11 protein-coding genes are annotated in these 14,400 nt (G+C 71.0%); 5 read left to right on the top strand and 6 right to left on the bottom strand.

Features of this window, described 5'->3' with window-relative positions; all coding sequences use genetic code 11:
- Positions 1-56: 56 nt before the first annotated feature.
- Positions 57-1,097 (bottom strand): LacI family DNA-binding transcriptional regulator, encoded by a 1,041-nt coding sequence (locus J3P30_RS06800; RefSeq protein ID WP_307807426.1) that lies wholly within the window; start codon positions 1,095-1,097, stop codon positions 57-59.
- A 279-nt stretch (positions 1,098-1,376) separates the two neighbouring features.
- Between J3P30_RS06800 and J3P30_RS06805 the strand changes: the two genes are divergently transcribed.
- From J3P30_RS06805 to J3P30_RS06815, 3 genes are all read left to right on the top strand, one after another.
- On the top strand, positions 1,377-2,708 hold the full coding sequence (locus J3P30_RS06805; protein ID WP_210480178.1) for an ABC transporter substrate-binding protein: 1,332 nt from the start codon (positions 1,377-1,379) through the stop codon (positions 2,706-2,708).
- An 81-nt stretch (positions 2,709-2,789) separates the two neighbouring features.
- Positions 2,790-3,725: a carbohydrate ABC transporter permease gene (locus tag J3P30_RS06810; protein WP_374058541.1), complete on the top strand. Its 936-nt coding sequence runs from the start codon at positions 2,790-2,792 to the stop codon at positions 3,723-3,725.
- Positions 3,722-4,552: a carbohydrate ABC transporter permease gene (locus J3P30_RS06815; protein ID WP_210480179.1), complete on the top strand. Its 831-nt coding sequence runs from the start codon at positions 3,722-3,724 to the stop codon at positions 4,550-4,552. Before J3P30_RS06810 ends, J3P30_RS06815 begins: the two co-directional genes overlap by 4 nt.
- Here the strand turns inward: J3P30_RS06815 and J3P30_RS06820 are convergent.
- Positions 4,549-5,631: an acetylesterase gene (locus tag J3P30_RS06820; RefSeq protein ID WP_210480180.1), complete on the bottom strand. Its 1,083-nt coding sequence runs from the start codon at positions 5,629-5,631 to the stop codon at positions 4,549-4,551. The two genes, J3P30_RS06815 and J3P30_RS06820, sit on opposite strands and share 4 nt — an antisense overlap.
- Positions 5,632-5,754: 123 nt before the next feature.
- Between J3P30_RS06820 and J3P30_RS06825 the strand changes: the two genes are divergently transcribed.
- Positions 5,755-8,364, top strand: a complete 2,610-nt coding sequence (locus J3P30_RS06825) for a family 78 glycoside hydrolase catalytic domain (protein ID WP_307807427.1) — start codon at positions 5,755-5,757, stop codon at positions 8,362-8,364.
- Between the two features lie 15 nt (positions 8,365-8,379).
- Here the strand turns inward: J3P30_RS06825 and J3P30_RS15550 are convergent, their stop codons facing one another.
- Together J3P30_RS15550 and J3P30_RS06835 are read right to left on the bottom strand one after the other, a co-directional pair.
- Positions 8,380-10,434, bottom strand: coding sequence for an alpha-L-rhamnosidase C-terminal domain-containing protein (locus tag J3P30_RS15550; RefSeq protein ID WP_210480182.1), 2,055 nt, complete (start codon positions 10,432-10,434; stop codon positions 8,380-8,382).
- 9 nt (positions 10,435-10,443) lie between these two features.
- A complete protein-coding gene (locus J3P30_RS06835; protein WP_210480183.1) occupies positions 10,444-11,502 on the bottom strand; it encodes a class I mannose-6-phosphate isomerase in 1,059 nt (352 codons plus the stop codon).
- 77 nt (positions 11,503-11,579) lie between these two features.
- Between J3P30_RS06835 and J3P30_RS06840 the strand changes: the two genes are divergently transcribed.
- The gene (locus J3P30_RS06840) at positions 11,580-12,566 is read left to right on the top strand and encodes a hypothetical protein (protein WP_210480184.1); all 987 of its coding nucleotides are present in this window, start codon (positions 11,580-11,582) and stop codon (positions 12,564-12,566) included.
- Here the strand turns inward: J3P30_RS06840 and J3P30_RS06845 are convergent.
- Both J3P30_RS06845 and J3P30_RS06850 read right to left on the bottom strand, forming a co-directional pair.
- Positions 12,563-13,357, bottom strand: coding sequence for a hypothetical protein (locus J3P30_RS06845; protein WP_210480185.1), 795 nt, complete (start codon positions 13,355-13,357; stop codon positions 12,563-12,565). The two genes, J3P30_RS06840 and J3P30_RS06845, sit on opposite strands and share 4 nt — an antisense overlap.
- Before the next feature lie 392 nt (positions 13,358-13,749).
- Complete coding sequence (locus J3P30_RS06850) at positions 13,750-14,199, bottom strand: MarR family winged helix-turn-helix transcriptional regulator (RefSeq protein WP_210480186.1); 450 nt, start codon at positions 14,197-14,199, stop codon at positions 13,750-13,752.
- Positions 14,200-14,400: the final 201 nt, after the last annotated feature.

The raw sequence follows: 14,400 nt of genomic DNA on the forward strand, positions 1-14,400 counted from the left end.
AGTGGAACGATTCACCGACCGTCCAAGGGGGGCGTGTCGTCCCGCGATCGGGCGGATCAGCTACCCGGCGGCCCCGCGGAGGGCGGACGTGTGGAGCCGCGCACCACCAGGCTCGGCTCGATGACCTCGTGCACGGGCTCCGACCGTCCCGCGATCCGCTCGAGCAGCAGTCGGATCGCGCGCTCGCCCATCCGGACGCCCGCCTGGTCCACGCTCGTGAGCGAGACCGCCGGGTGGCTCGCCACGCGCACGTTGTCGTACCCGGCCACGGAGATCCCCGGGTCCACCTCCGCCACCGCGCGGAGCGCTCCCATCGCGAGCTCGTCGTGTCCCGCGAAGATCGCTGTCGGGGGCTCGTCGTCGGCGAGCAGGGCGAGCGTCGACTCGTACGCGGACACGTCGCCCTCGCCCGACCGCTGCACGCGCACCAGTCCGCCGTTACCCGACTCCGTCATCGAGGCGATGTAGGTCTCGAGCCGGAGGGAGTGGGGTGTCCCCGATCCGGGCGCCGTCACCTCCTCGTCCCGCGTCAGATGCGCGATCCGCCTGTGGCCGAGACCCAGGAGGTGCTCCATCACCAGGCGCGCTCCTTCGGAGTCGTCCCCGACGACCGTGTCGTAGTGCTCGCTCGCGTCGTGCCGGCCGAGCATCACGATGGGCGTGTGCTCAGCCAGTCGCTCGAGCCAGTTCGTGGAGACCTGCGGCGAGATGGCGACCACTCCGTCGACCTGCCGGTCGGCCAGCGCCTCGATGGCGCGATAGCCCTCGCGTCCGGGTCCCCCCGCTGCGGGAGCGATGATCAGCTGGTAATCGGTGCCCTCGAGCGCCGTGGTGGCCCCGGCGAGGACCATCGTGAAGAACTGGTTCGCGAAGTCCGGGATCTCGATCCCGAGTGTGAAGCTCGATCCGCGCATCGCCCGGGCTGCGATCCGGGGTCGGTAGTTGAGGTGTTCGATCGCCGCACCGACCCGGGTCCGCATCCCTTCGCTGACCCCGTACGCATTGCGGAGGACCTTGGAGACCGCCGCCCGCGACACCCCGGCCTCGCGGGCCACGTCCTCGATCGTCGCAGGGCGGCGGCCGTTGGGGTGGGACACCGTGTTCTCCTGTCCGACGGATGAGCGGGGCTCCATCGTCGCCGATCGGCCAGGGGGGCGCCAGCAGCGCCGAGCCGCCGCGCCCCAGCAAGGGGGCGCGTCGGCACGTGAAGCGGCACGAAACGGGGAGTTGCCGCATAGATCGCTCTACGCGTTACTCGATCGTTAGCGAGATCGTGTTTGACGCGGTCGTACCCTGGCCGTACCGTGGCACGCAATGAACCGTTTCATGCGGTTCGGCGCACCAACAACGAAGTTGTCTTTACACGGAGGTAAAGAATGTTCTCCCGGCAATCACGGCGCTCGATGCTCGCGTTCGGCGCGAGCGGGATCGCCCTCACCCTCACACTGGCGGGCTGCAGCGGCGGCGGTGGCGGGTCGGGCGAAGGGGAGGACGGCAACGTCACCCTCTCGATCCTGATCCCCAGCGACGAGGCGACGGTCACGACCTTCGATGCGCTCATCGAGGAGTTCGAGAAGCAGAACCCCGACATCACCGTCGAGACCGAGACGCGCCCCGGCGGCGCCGAGGGCGACAACATCGTCAAGACCCGCCTCTCGACGGGCGAGATGAACGACCTCTTCCAGTACAACTCCGGCTCGCTGTTCCAGGCGCTCAACCCGGACCAGACGCTCGTCAACCTGGACGACCAGGACTACGCCGACAAGCTGGCCGAGGAGTTCCGGACCGTCGTCTCGACCGACAACGGCGTCTACGGCGTCCCCTACGGCCAGGCCATGGCCGGTGCCGTGCTCTACAACAAGACCATCTACGAGGAGCTCGGGCTCGAGATCCCGCGCACCTGGGACGAGTTCATGGCCAACAACCAGGCCATCAAGGACGCCGGACGCGCCGCGCCCATCGTCCAGACCTACGGCGACACGTGGACGTCGCAGCTCTTCGTGCTCGGTGACTTCTACAACGTCCTCGCCGAGGACCCGGACTGGGCCGAGAAGTACACGAACAACGAGGCCAAGTTCGTGGACGAGCCGGCGCTGGCGGGCTTCCGTCACCTGCAGGAGGCGTTCGAGGCCGACTTCTACAACGAGGACTTCGCCTCGGCCCTCTACGCCGACGGCGTCAGCATGGTCGCGACCGGGGAAGGCGCCCACTACCCGATGCTGACCTTCGCGGCACAGCAGCTCGCGGTGACGAACCCGGAGGCGTTCGACATCGTCGGCACGTTCCCGCTCCCGGGCGAGAACGCGGAGAGCAACGGGCTCACGGTCTGGATGCCCGCCGCGATGTACATCCCGAAGAGCACCGAGGGCGCACAGCTCGAGGCCGCTCAGAAGTTCAACGAGTTCATGACGACGACCGACGCCTGCGACATCCAGAGCGTCACGATCCCGCCGCAGGGTCCGTTCGTGGTCGAGGGCTGCGAACTGCCGGAGGATGTCCCGGCGATGATCTCCGACATGCAGCCCTACTTCGACGAGGAGGGCAAGACGGCTCCCGCCCTCGAGTTCCTCTCGCCGATCAAGGGCCCGGCTCTCGAGCAGATCACGGTCGCTGTCGGCTCCGGGATCACCTCCGCTGAGGACGGTGCCGCGCAGTACGACGAGGACGTGAAGAAGCAGGCTCAGCAGCTCGGTCTCGAGGGCTGGTAGGGGCGTAGCCTCTGACCGTCAACGTGGGGCCGGTCGCCGGCGCGGCCGGCCCCACGCCATATATCGATCGACGGAGATCCGATGACGACAACGACGACGCGGCCTGGGGCGGGGGTCGCCGCAGCCGGCGAGGACACCGGTCCAGGGCGCAAGCGGCGGGGCATGAAGAGCCCGTACCCGCTCTGGTTCTACATGCCGGCGGGACTCTTCTATGTGGTCCTGTTCCTCATCCCGACGGGCGCATCCTTCTACTTCGCCCTCACCCGATGGACCCTCTTCGACATCGAGTTCATCGGCTTCGACAACTTCATCCGCTTCTTCCAGGAGCAGGCCCTCGTCCAGGGCTTCATCAACACCTTCATCTACGCCTTCGTGACGTCCGGTGCGAAGGTAGTCCTGGGGCTCCTGCTCGGTGTCCTCCTGACATCCCAGATCATCGCCCGGGGCTACCTGCGGAGCGTCGTCTTCTTCCCGGTGCTCGTCAGCACGATCGGCGTCGGAGTCACGTTCAAGGTGCTGCTCGACCCCTTCGATGGACTGGTGAACCAGGTGCTCGGCTGGTTCGGGATCACCGGGCCCGGCTGGCTGACGGACCCCGCGTGGGCCCTGATGTCCGTCGCGCTGGTCGACATCTGGAAGGGGATCGGCCTCGCCACCCTCATCTACATCGCAGGCATGGTGGCGATCCCTCAGGAGTACTTCGAGGCGGCGAAGGTGGACGGCGCCAACTCGTGGAAGAACTTCTGGCACATCATCCTGCCGCTGGTGCGGCCGGCGACCACGACGGTCATCATCCTGTCCCTGATCGGCGGTCTGCGCTCGTTCGACCTCATCTGGGCGATGACGCGAGGAGGCCCGGGGTTCACGAGTGACGTCATCGCCTCGGTGATCTACAAGCAGTACCAGGCCGGGTTCTACGGCCTGTCCACCGCGGGCAACGTCGTGCTGTTCATCGTCGTCGCGGCTCTGATCGTGCCGCTGTCCGCGTGGCTCAACCGAGGGGAGAAGGACGCGTGAGGAACAACACGTGGCGCTTCGGCGGGGGGATCGCGGCCATCGTGCTGTCGATCATCGTGTTCATCGTGCCGTTCATCTTCATCTTCCTGACCGCTGCCAAGAACCAGCAGGAAGCCACGGCTCTCCAGTTCACCTGGCCGACGGAGTTTGCGCTGTTCGACAACATCGTCCAGGTGCTCCAGGCGCGGGACTACCTGCTGCTGACGGCCTTCCTCAACAGCGTGATCCTGACCGTGGGAGCCGTGGCGATCATGGTCATCCTGTCGGCGATGGTCGGCTTCGTGCTGCAGCGGCGGCGCTCGCGCTGGAATCCGCTCGTGAGCGGCCTCGTGCTCGCAGGCCTCATCATCCCGCCGGCGGTCGTGCCGACGATCTGGATGCTGCAGACGCTCGAGCTGTTCAAGACGATCCCCGGGCTCATGTTCGTGCACGTCGCCTTCGGGCTGTCGTTCTGCGTGCTGCTGTTCCGCGCGTTCATGGCGACCATCCCGCGGGAGCTCGACGAGGCGGCGATCATCGACGGATGCGGCCCGATCCGGCTGTTCTTCACCGTGATCTTCCCGCTTCTCCGGTCGGTGATCATCACGGTGATCGTCGTGCAGGCGGTGTCCGTCTTCAACGACTTCACCTACGCGCTGTACTTCGCGCCCGGGGACGAGAACGCGACCGTGCAGCTGCAGCTGTACAACTTCTCGGCCCAGAACGTGACCCAGTGGAACCTGCTGTTCGCGAACGTCCTGCTGATCACGATCCCGCCGCTGATCATGTACATCTTCTTCAACCGGCAGATCGTGGCGGGCATGACCTCCGGCGCGGTGAAGGGCTAGCGCCCGAGCCGGCGATCCAGGAAGCCCCACGCCTCGGCCTGCATCTCGGGGTCGAAGGCGTGGGGTCCCGGGAAGAAGCTGCCCTCGTAGGACGACGTGGAGTCGCGGGAGCGGAGGCGCTCGTGCGCCTCGCGCATCCCGTGCAGGGGGAACAGCTCGTCGTGCTCCCGGTACTGCACGAGCAGAGCGTGCTCGGCGTCCAGCCGGGGGAGGTCCGGCAGATCGATCTCGCGCGCGAGGCCGGGCACGTTGATCAGCCACGAGTGGAAGCGGGCGTGAGCGTCGGCCATCGAGCGCCACGTCGTCATCATCGCCACCGTGACTGTCGCGCGGACGCGCGCGTCGAGCACGCCGAGGAACAGGGCGCGACCGCCGCCGCCTGAGAAGCCGAACGCCCCCAGCCGGCCGGGGTCGACGCCGGGGATCCGGCTGAGCTGTTCGAGGGCGAGCAGGTCGTCCGAGGCGACGACGCCTGCGAAGGAGGAGCCGAGCAGCGAGGCGGTCTTCTCGAGGACCTCCTCGTGCAGCGCCGAAGCCGTGTTGTACTCGTCGATCTCGCTCCAGGGCCGGCCCTCCGACAGGCGGAGGCGGCCGAGGGCGGAGGCGAGCTCGCGCTCGCGCTCGGACAAGGCATCGGCGGGAATGCGGCGCGTGCCCCAGGCGAAGGCGTCGTGGGCGAGCACGGCGTAGCCGCGGCGTGCCAGCTCGAGAACCGGGGCGCCGCCGTACTGCAGCCTCCCATGAGCAGCGGCGTAGGGGTCGCCGTCGTCCAGGCCCGGGGCGACGAACTGGTCGGCGCCCGTCCACATGGCACCGCCGTGGCTGTGCAGGGCCAGCACGCCCGGGATGTCGCCGGACGCCTCGAGCGGGCGGGCGAGCCACGCGCCGGTGGTGGGGCCGATGCCCGTCTCCCAGCTGAGCCGCTCGAGTCGCACGTCCCCGACCGTTCGCGAGGGGATCCTGTGCACCGGACCGGGACGGGGGGCGGGCACCCCGAGGATCCGAGCGAGCTGGGCCGCGCGGTCGTCCGCGCCCTGGAGACGCGGCCGATCCGCGAGCGCCGACGCCCATGCGCTCATCCCGCTCCTCCTCGCGACGCTCCATGCTACGGTCGGGAAGCGGTTGCCTCAGGCAAGCAAGCTGCATGCGGCGCGGGGAGCGGAACGATGGAGTCGACGGGTCCGGCAGTCGGGCATCTTCGCGTGGAGCACCACCGGGAGCCGATGGGGATCGGCGAGTCCCGGCCCCGCCTCTCCTGGTGGGTGACCGGCGGGGAGCAGGCGGCCTACGAGGTGCGCCGGCGGAACGCCGACGGCACCGAGGAGACGTCTCCCGTCGTCCACTCGGCCGAGCGCGTGCTGGTCGACTGGCCCTTCCCGGAGCTCGCGTCGCGTGAGGCGTGCCGTCTGGCGGTGCGCCTGACGAGCCCGGAGGGGATCGTCGGGGACTGGAGTCAAGAGCTCGCCGTCGAGGCCGGTCTCCTCCACCCGGGGGACTGGACAGCCCGCTTCGCCGAGCCCGGGGATGACCGAGGCGCCGGCGGACCCGCGCATCTCCTGCGCCGATCCTTCCGCGTCGGATCGGCCGTGCGCCGAGCACGCCTCTACGCCACCGCGCACGGCCTGGCGGTCTTCGAGATCAACGGACGGCGCGTGAGCGACGAGCTGCTCGCGCCCGGCTGGACGAGCTACGAGCACCGGCTCCGCTACCGCACGGCGGACGTGACGCCGCTGCTGCAGGAGGGCGAGAACGCGCTCGGCGCGCATCTGGCCGACGGCTGGTATCGGGGCCGCTTCGGCTTCGACGGCGGGCGGATCAACGGCTACGGCGAGCGGGTCGGAGTGCTGGCGCAGCTGGAGATCGAGCACGCGGACGGCAGCCGCACCGTGATCGAGAGCGACGGCGAGTGGACCAGCGCGGAGTCGCCCGTCCGCTCCTCCAACATCTACGACGGAGAGGAGTTCGACGCGCGGCTGCGGGTGCCGGGATGGTCCTCTCCGGGCTTCGACGACGGAGCCTGGGCCGGCGTCACGCTCTCCGATGCCCGACCCGAGGTGCTCGTCGCGCCCATGGGGCCTCCCGTCCGGGCCACCGAGGTGCTGCATCCCGTCGCGCAGGGCGAGGTGAGTCCGCGTGTGCTGCGGCTCGACTTCGGCCAGAACCTGGTGGGCCGCCTGCGGATCCGCCTGCGAGGGCCTCGCGGGGCCTCCGTCACGCTGCGTCATGCCGAGGTGCTCGAGCACGGGCAGCTCGGAGTGCGTCCGCTCCGAGCCGCCCGTGCCACGGACCGGTTCGTTCTGGGCGGAGCCGGCGAGGAGGAGTGGGAGCCCGAGTTCACCTTCCACGGCTTCCGGTACGCCGAGATCGCGTCCTCCGACCCCGAGATCACGGTGCTGCAGGCGGTGGCCGTCGTCCTGCACACCGATATGGAGGAGACGGGATCCTTCTCGTGCTCGGATCCTTTGGTCGAGCGGCTGCACGAGAACAGCCGCTGGGGGATGCGCGGGAACTTCATCGACGTCCCCACCGACTGCCCGCAGCGCGACGAGCGGCTGGGCTGGACGGGAGACATCAACGTCTTCACCCCGGCGGCGACCGGCCTCTACGACTGCTCGGGCATGCTCGCCTCCTGGATGGAGGACCTGCTGGCCGAGCAGCGCGACCGCCCGGACGGCATCCCCCCGCTGGTCGTGCCGGACTTCCTCACCGTGGACTTCCCCTCCGCCATCTGGGGCGACGCGGTCGTCGACGTGCCGTGGGTGCTGCACGAGCGGTACGGCGATGCCCGCATCCTCGCCCGCGCCCTCCCGGGCATGACGGCGTACGTCGACGCGGTCGCGGCGCGCGCCGGAACCTCGCTGATCTGGGACTCGGACTTCCAGCTGGGCGACTGGCTCGACCCGTCGGCGCCCGCGGACGAGCCCGGCGCGGGCCGGACGAGCGGGGCCCTGGTGGCGACCGCGTACTTCGCCCGTTCCGCCGAGCGCACCGGCCGCGCGGCCGCACTCCTCGGCGAGGAGGAGATCGCGGAACGATACCTGGCACTGGCCGGCAGGGTGCGGGACGCCTTCGCGGAGGAGTTCGTCAGCCCGCGCGGGCGCGTCGCGAGCGACTCGCAGACCGGCTACGCGATCGCGCTGACGTTCGGGCTCCTCCCGACCGACCAGCAGCGACGGCATGCCGGCGAGCGGCTGGCCGAGCTCGTGCACGCGGGCCGGTATCGCATCGGGACGGGGTTCGCGGGAACACCCCTCCTCCTCGACGCGCTGGTGTCCGCGGGGCACCCCCAGCTCGCCCACCGCATGCTGGCGGAGACGGGCTGCCCGTCCTTCCTCTACCCCGTCACCATGGGCGCGACCACGGTCTGGGAGCGGTGGGACAGCATGCTTCCGGACGGCACGATCAATCCGGGGGAGATGACCTCCTTCAACCACTACGCCCTCGGAGCCGTCGCGGACTGGCTGCAGCGTCGCCTCGCCGGGCTGGCTCCGGCGGCGCCGGGCTACCGGCGCATCATCGTGGAGCCCGTCCCGGGCGGCTCCATGACCTCGGCCGCGTTCCGGCTGCTCACGCCCTATGGCCCGGCGCGCTCGTCCTGGACGCTCGACGGCGCCTCCTTCGAGCTCGTGGTGGAGGTGCCGGAAGGAACGACGGCCGAGGTCCGTCTGCCCGACGGGCGGGACCCGATGGAGGTCGGACCGGGCCGGCACACCTTCACCGCCACGCTGGAGCTGGCCGCATATCCCCCTGCCGTGCCGCCGGCGGTCCGGCAGCCGCCCGTCTCGATCGACCCGCAGCACGCCCGGCGCTGACCGCCGTCCGGCGCGTCATGCGGGAAGGGCGAGCACGACCCGCTGGGGGCCGGCGACCTCCTCGCCGTCCTGCCGCATGAGTACAGCACCCGAAGGGACGTCGACCGTGACGGTGTCCCCCTCCGCCACGACGCAGATCTCGCCGTCCGGCGTCGGCACGACCGCGGCGGCCCACTCCAGTGCGCCGAGCGCGGGTCGCACCTCGAACCGGCGCCAGCCGTCCTCGAGCGGGCGGACTCCGAGCACGATGTCGGGAAGCAGGGCGGCAGGCCCTGACGCCCAGGCGTGGCAGAGGCTCTTGCCGAAGGGGCGGCCGTACATCGCGTAGGGGCTTCCGCCCTCGCTCGCGAACTCCTCCCAGAAGGTGCGCGCGCCCACGTCCAGCATCGCGCCCCAGAGGGCGGAGATCCGCGCCACCGCTTCGTCCGGCGCGCCCGCGCGCGCGAGCCCGAGGAGCGCGAACGAGGCCATGAACGGGGTCCTGGGCGGGTCGGCCGTGAGGAGCGCCGACCGCACGCCCTCCGGAACCGGACCGGCGTGGATGCCCGACAGCACCGCGAGGAAGTTCGGGTAGGCGGAGGAGGTGCCGGGCTGCCCGAGGTACTCCCGCCAGGCGTCCGCGTCCTCGTCCCACGCCTGCTCGACGAGCGTGACGCGCAGACGCTCGGCGAGTCCGCGCCACCGGGGAGCGCCCGGATGCCCGGCGGCGCCGAGGAGGGCCGCCCCGCTCTCCAGAGCCCAGAACCACAGCATCTGCAGGGCGGTGTACGGCGGACCGGGAGCGACCTGGACGCCCCAGTCGATGAAGACCGAGCCCTCGGCGGCGTCCCCGAACCCGTCCGGCTCCTCACGGGGACGGAACACCCCGTCCGGCCCGGCGTAGCCGGCGAGATGCTCGAGGAAGCGCTGCAGGTGCTCCGCGTCGGCGGTGGGCGCGGGCCCGAAGTACCGTGCGACGGCCGCCGAGTTGATGACCCACCACAGCGAGTAGTCCGAGATGCCGTTGACGTAGCCGTGGCGCGGCTGCCCCAGCGCGGTGGAGCTGTCGCGGGCGATGGCGGCGTCGGCGAAGGCGTAGGCGTTCGAGAGCGTGTTGAGTGCCTGGTCGCCGGTCCAGGGCATCCGGTCCCGCTTGATCCCGTCGAGCATCAGCTCGTGCATGCAGAGGCGCAGGGTGTACGCGCTCGTCGCCCAGATGGCGCTCAGCCGCTCATCGGAGCAGAGGAAGGCCCCTCGTCGTGGCGCCGGATGCGCGGACGCCTCGACGACGACCTCGGCCGGCTCCACATCGTTGACGGCGAGCCAGCGGAAGCCGAGCTCGTGCAGCGAGGTCCACCGTCCGTCGTCGAGCTGCACCAGCTCGTGCCGGACCTCCTGGTCGGCCGGGTCGGCGAGGGCCTCCTCCCGCGACTCGCCGGTCGAGAGGCGGGGAACGCCGTCGCAGCGGAGGACGGGCCGGCCGAGCACCGGAGCCTCCAGCTCGTACAGGCCGTCGGGGCGCTGGAGGGCGGGCAGGGTCACAGTCGGCTCGCGGTCGAGATGGGGAGGGGATCCGGGACCGCCCCGGCGCACGCTCGCGGGCGCCCAGGCGGCGCCGTCCCCCGAGGCCTCCCACCGCGTCCCGGTCGCGAACCCCTGCGGGCTGAGGATGCCGACGGCGGCGGGGGAGTCGGCTCTGGCGGTGACGGACACGGTGAGGACGCGACCCGGGGGCAGCTGGGCCGTCAGCACGCCGCCGTCCTCGCTCGTCTCCACCGCCAGTCCGTCGACCGTCACGCGCAGCTCCCCGTCCGCGGCGAGGGTGAGGGGCGCGGCCGTGCCCTCCAGACGGCGCCGGAACTCGACGCGGCTCTGGAGGGCCCCGTAGTTGCCCGCGTAGTGCACGGACCGGTTCGCCGCGAACCCCTCGCGCACCAGCCGGTGGAGCCGGGCGAGCTCGAACTGACCCCGCCCGTACAGCCACTCGACCCGCGCGGGAGGTGAGTCCGGGAGATCCGGCAGCGGATCGGGGCCGAGGAGCCGCGCTCGGCTCACGATCTCGGCGGCGCTGCGGGGTAGATCGATATACACCGTTCCTGGCTACTGCACGACGAACCCGGACGCAAGCGGCCGCGGCGGCCGGCAGCGCAGCGCCGAGATCCGTCCGGTCACCGCGAGCGGCCCCGCCCCGAACGGGACGAGCAGCGTCGTCCCGCGGCTCAGCGGGAGGCTGCCGCCGTGCCAGCCGAGGATGGCAGTGCCGTCGAGCACGACGAGGATCGAGAAGCCCGGGTCCAGCTCGATCCGCTGCTCGGACTCGATGCGCTCCGCTCGGAAGAACCGGTCGGCCTCCTCGGGGAACAGGGGAGTGATGCCGCGGTCGTTCCCCGCGGACGCCCGTCCGCCGGTGAGCTCCAGGATCCGTTCGGGGGGCGTGGCACGGCGGTCGAGCGCGCCCAGCGCGACGTCCGGCTCGAGCCCGAGGAACGCGTCATCGGCCGTCAGGCCCCGGTATCCCTCGTACTCCATCAGGACCGACAGGTCGCTCGGCTCCTGCAGCTCCACGAGGGTGACGCCGGGACCGATCGCGTGCGGCATGCCTGCCGGCACCAGCAGGGTTCCGCCCGGCTCCAGAGGCACCAGGTGCATCGCGTCGAGCATCTCCTGGACCCGCTGCCCGCGGACCCACGACCTCACCTCGTCATCGCTCACGTCCCGAGTGAAGCCGAGCCGGGCCCAGCCGGGATCCCCGTCCGGGCGGACCGCCACGACGATCCACGCCTCGGTCTTGCCGTGGCCGAGCGACAGGTGCTGCCGGGCGAACGCGTCATCGGGGTGGAGGTGCACGAAGAGCCGCTCGGCGGTATCGAGCAGCTTGACGAGCAGCTCCGTGCCGGCACCGAAGCGCTCGACGTGGTCCCGACCGAGCCAGCCCTCCGGATCCGCCTCGACGGCGTCGCGGAGCAGGACCCCGGACGGGAGGCGGCTGAGCCCGATCCCTCCGCCGGCGAAGATCTCCGTCGTCGATCCGACGAAGTCCTCGGGGCTGTACTCGCTCGGCCTCGGTGTGCCGCGGAACGTCGCGATCCCGGCGCCGCCGCGGTAGGGCCGGTCGGGCTGGTTCGGCCCCAGCGGGATCGGGGCGAGCGAGGTCGTCATCGGTCTCCTCCTCGTCGCGGTGCTCGTGTCAACGCTAGCCCTGCGCTCGCCGGCGGGTGATGCGAGAGGATACGAGCGTGAGCGCCGCCGACCTTCAGCAGGTCGCCGACGAGCTGTACTCGCTCCCGCTGCCCCAGTTCACGGCGGAGCGGAACGCCCGCGCCAAGGAGATGCGCTCGGGCGGCGACCGGGCGCTGGCTGCCGAGATCGCCCGCCTCCCGAAGCCGTCCGTCGCCGCGTGGGCCGCCAACACGCTCGTTCGGGAGCGGGGCGACCAGGTCGGCGACGTGCTCTCGCTCGGCGCCATGCTGCGCGAGGCACAGCAGGACCTGGACCCGGACGCGCTGCGCACCCTGACCCAGCAGCGCCGGCAGCTGGTGGCCGCACTCGGCCGCGAGGCCGCCCGCATCGCGGCCGGCAAGGGGCAGCAGCTCAGCTCCGCAGTGGTCGAGGAGCTGGAGCACACGCTGCAGGCGGCAATGACCGACCCCGACGCCGCCGACGCTCTGCGCACCGGCCGCCTCCTCCGCTCCCTCTCGGGCACCGGCCTCGAGGCGGTGGACCTCACGGATGCCGTCGCGCTGCCGGGCGGGACGCCGGCTCCTGCGCCGCGCCGGAAGGCGACCGCGCCACCGCGGGACGACCTCGCGGCAGCCCGCGAGCGGCGGAAGGTCCAGGAGCAGGACGACGCCGAGGAGCGCGCCCGAGCCGCCCGTGAGGAGGCCGAGCGGGAGCTCGAGCGCGTCCGTGGGGAGGCCGACGAGGCGGACGCGGCGGCGGGACGCGCGGACCGGGTGCTGCGCGACGTCGAGCGGCGACGCGAGGAGGCGCGGGGACGGCGGGAGGAGCTGCGCGCGGAGCTGCGGCGCCTGAAGGCCGCGCTCGCCGAGGCCGAGCAGGGCCTCGGCACGGTGGAGGACGAGCTGGAGGACCTCGAGACGGAGCGCGACGAGGCGGCTCGGGCCGCCGACCGCGCTCGCCTCGCCGCCGACCGGATGCAGGAGGAGCTCCGGCGGGGCGAGGACCGGCTCCGGTCCGCCGAGAGAAGCCCGCAGACGTCCTAGAGGCAGGACACGTTGTAGTCGAGGTCGCCCTTCACGTACTGCACCAGGCTCACCGTGCCGCCGCTGGTCAGGGGATCGGACGAGCAGCGGACCCTGGCATCCGCCTCGTTCCTCGCGCCCGCGAGCCAGGAGGGCAGTCCGTTGAGCGGGCTGCCGGTCGGGACCACCCCGACGATGAGGCTCCACTGGTAGGAGGTCGAGTAGAGCCCGACATCGGCGCCGATCCCGGCGAAGTAGGCGACCATGCCCTCCAGCGAGGCGCGGTTCGCGGTGAAGTCGAACCGGGACCAGCTGTTCATGGTCTCGACGTCGAGCCACCACCGGTAGGCCAGTGGGTCGGGCACGTTCCGCAGCGTCGCGTCGTCCTGCGCCATCGAGTAGCCGTAGACGAAGGCGCACGCGGCGCCCTCCGCGTTCCGGCAGCTGCCGTACGGGTTGTAGATCGATGTGCCCTGCCTCGTCGTGTTCGAGGCCGGCCACCAAGACGCCTGCAGTCCCGGGTTGGCGGTGTTGACGTAGAGCGCCACCTTCGGCTGGATGGTCGCTCCGGTGGATCGCTGCGCCCAGCTGAGCTGCCGCAGGAAGCAGGGGTTCGAGTCGTTGGCGAGACCCCCGTTGACGCCGATGATGGCGAACGCCTGACCCGCGGGCGGCCGAGAGCCGCACTGCGGCCACGAGATGTCGATGCCGACGGGGTCCGGATCATGGGACGCCATGGCAGGCTGCGGCGCGATGAGGACGGCGACGGCGGCCAGCAGCGCCGTCATGGCCCCCATCAGCCGATACCGCATCCGGCAAGTATGAGGCGGAGACCCGTCGCGGGCAACACCGGATCGACGTCGGCACGACGGGCGCCGGGGGACAGCGGCCTTGTCCGCTGAGCGCACGATCGGGGGGGTGGGATCGATGTCCCACGTGCCTCGTGTGGGGGACAATTCGCGGATCCGGTCCCCGTGTCGGGGGACATTCCGTTCCGCGTACCCGTTCGACGGTCTAACTTCTGACGCACGGGATCCGGAGCGCGAGCGAACAGATTCCGAACCAGCCGAACCGAAAGCTACCCGATGCTCCCCGGCCACGGGGGGCAGGCAGTCGGATCGACCTCCCGGCAGTGAACTGATCGCCGATCCACCCAATCGGCTCCGCAACGCGAAGCAGTTCAGACCGAATGCCGGTGGCGGTGTCAGCCGCCACCGGCAGAGTCGGTCTCCGCGATGCCGGCCCGCAGCGTCTCCGTGAGCCGCTGCAGCTCGTCGAGCTGTTCGGGAGCGAGCGCGGGGCCGATGGTCCGCTCGATCGACTTCATGTGCTGAGAGGCGACCTCGAGGAACGTGCGGTACCCGGCCTCGGTCAGGTGCACGACCGTGCCGCGCCGATCCGTCGGATCCGGCAGGCGCTCGAGCAGGCCCCGCGCCACGAGGCGGTCCACCAGCCTGCTGATGCTCGGCTGGCTCAGGAGCACGACGCCGTTCAGGTCGCGCATGCGGGCGCTCCGACCCGGCAGGCGGCTCAGGTTGAAGAGCACGTCGTACTCGTTGAAGGACAGACCGGGCGGGAAGTCGGCGACGAGGCGGCGCATCACGGCGACCTGGGCGCGGAACAGCGACTCCCATGCCTCGACCGCGCTCGCCATGACGCCTCCAGCCTAGGGGCGAGGCGCGCCGGTGCCCGATCCTGGTGGTTGCGGCGCCGTCCTGGGCCGGAACAGAATCGAGGGCCGGTCGCAGAGGCTAGCGACCGGCCCTCTCCCTTGCACCAAGAGTGTCCTGCAATCACATTCCGCGGTAGCTGCCACAGCAAACAACTAACGCTCTTCGAATATATAACGGTTCGA

Source organism: Naasia sp. SYSU D00948 (assembly GCF_017916515.1).
Lineage (GTDB): Bacteria > Actinomycetota > Actinomycetes > Actinomycetales > Microbacteriaceae > Naasia.

Excerpts from the sequence above, each read along its gene's own strand:
- J3P30_RS06805 (WP_210480178.1), top strand. The coding sequence starts at position 1,377 with ATGTTCTCCCGGCAATCACGGCGCTCGATGCTCGCGTTCGGCGCGAGC.
- J3P30_RS06810 (WP_374058541.1), top strand. The coding sequence starts at position 2,790 with ATGACGACAACGACGACGCGGCCTGGGGCGGGGGTCGCCGCAGCCGGC.
- J3P30_RS06820 (WP_210480180.1), bottom strand. The coding sequence starts at position 5,631 with ATGAGCGCATGGGCGTCGGCGCTCGCGGATCGGCCGCGTCTCCAGGGC.
- J3P30_RS06835 (WP_210480183.1), bottom strand. The coding sequence starts at position 11,502 with ATGACGACCTCGCTCGCCCCGATCCCGCTGGGGCCGAACCAGCCCGAC.
- J3P30_RS06845 (WP_210480185.1), bottom strand. The coding sequence starts at position 13,357 with ATGCGGTATCGGCTGATGGGGGCCATGACGGCGCTGCTGGCCGCCGTC.
- J3P30_RS06850 (WP_210480186.1), bottom strand. The coding sequence starts at position 14,199 with ATGGCGAGCGCGGTCGAGGCATGGGAGTCGCTGTTCCGCGCCCAGGTC.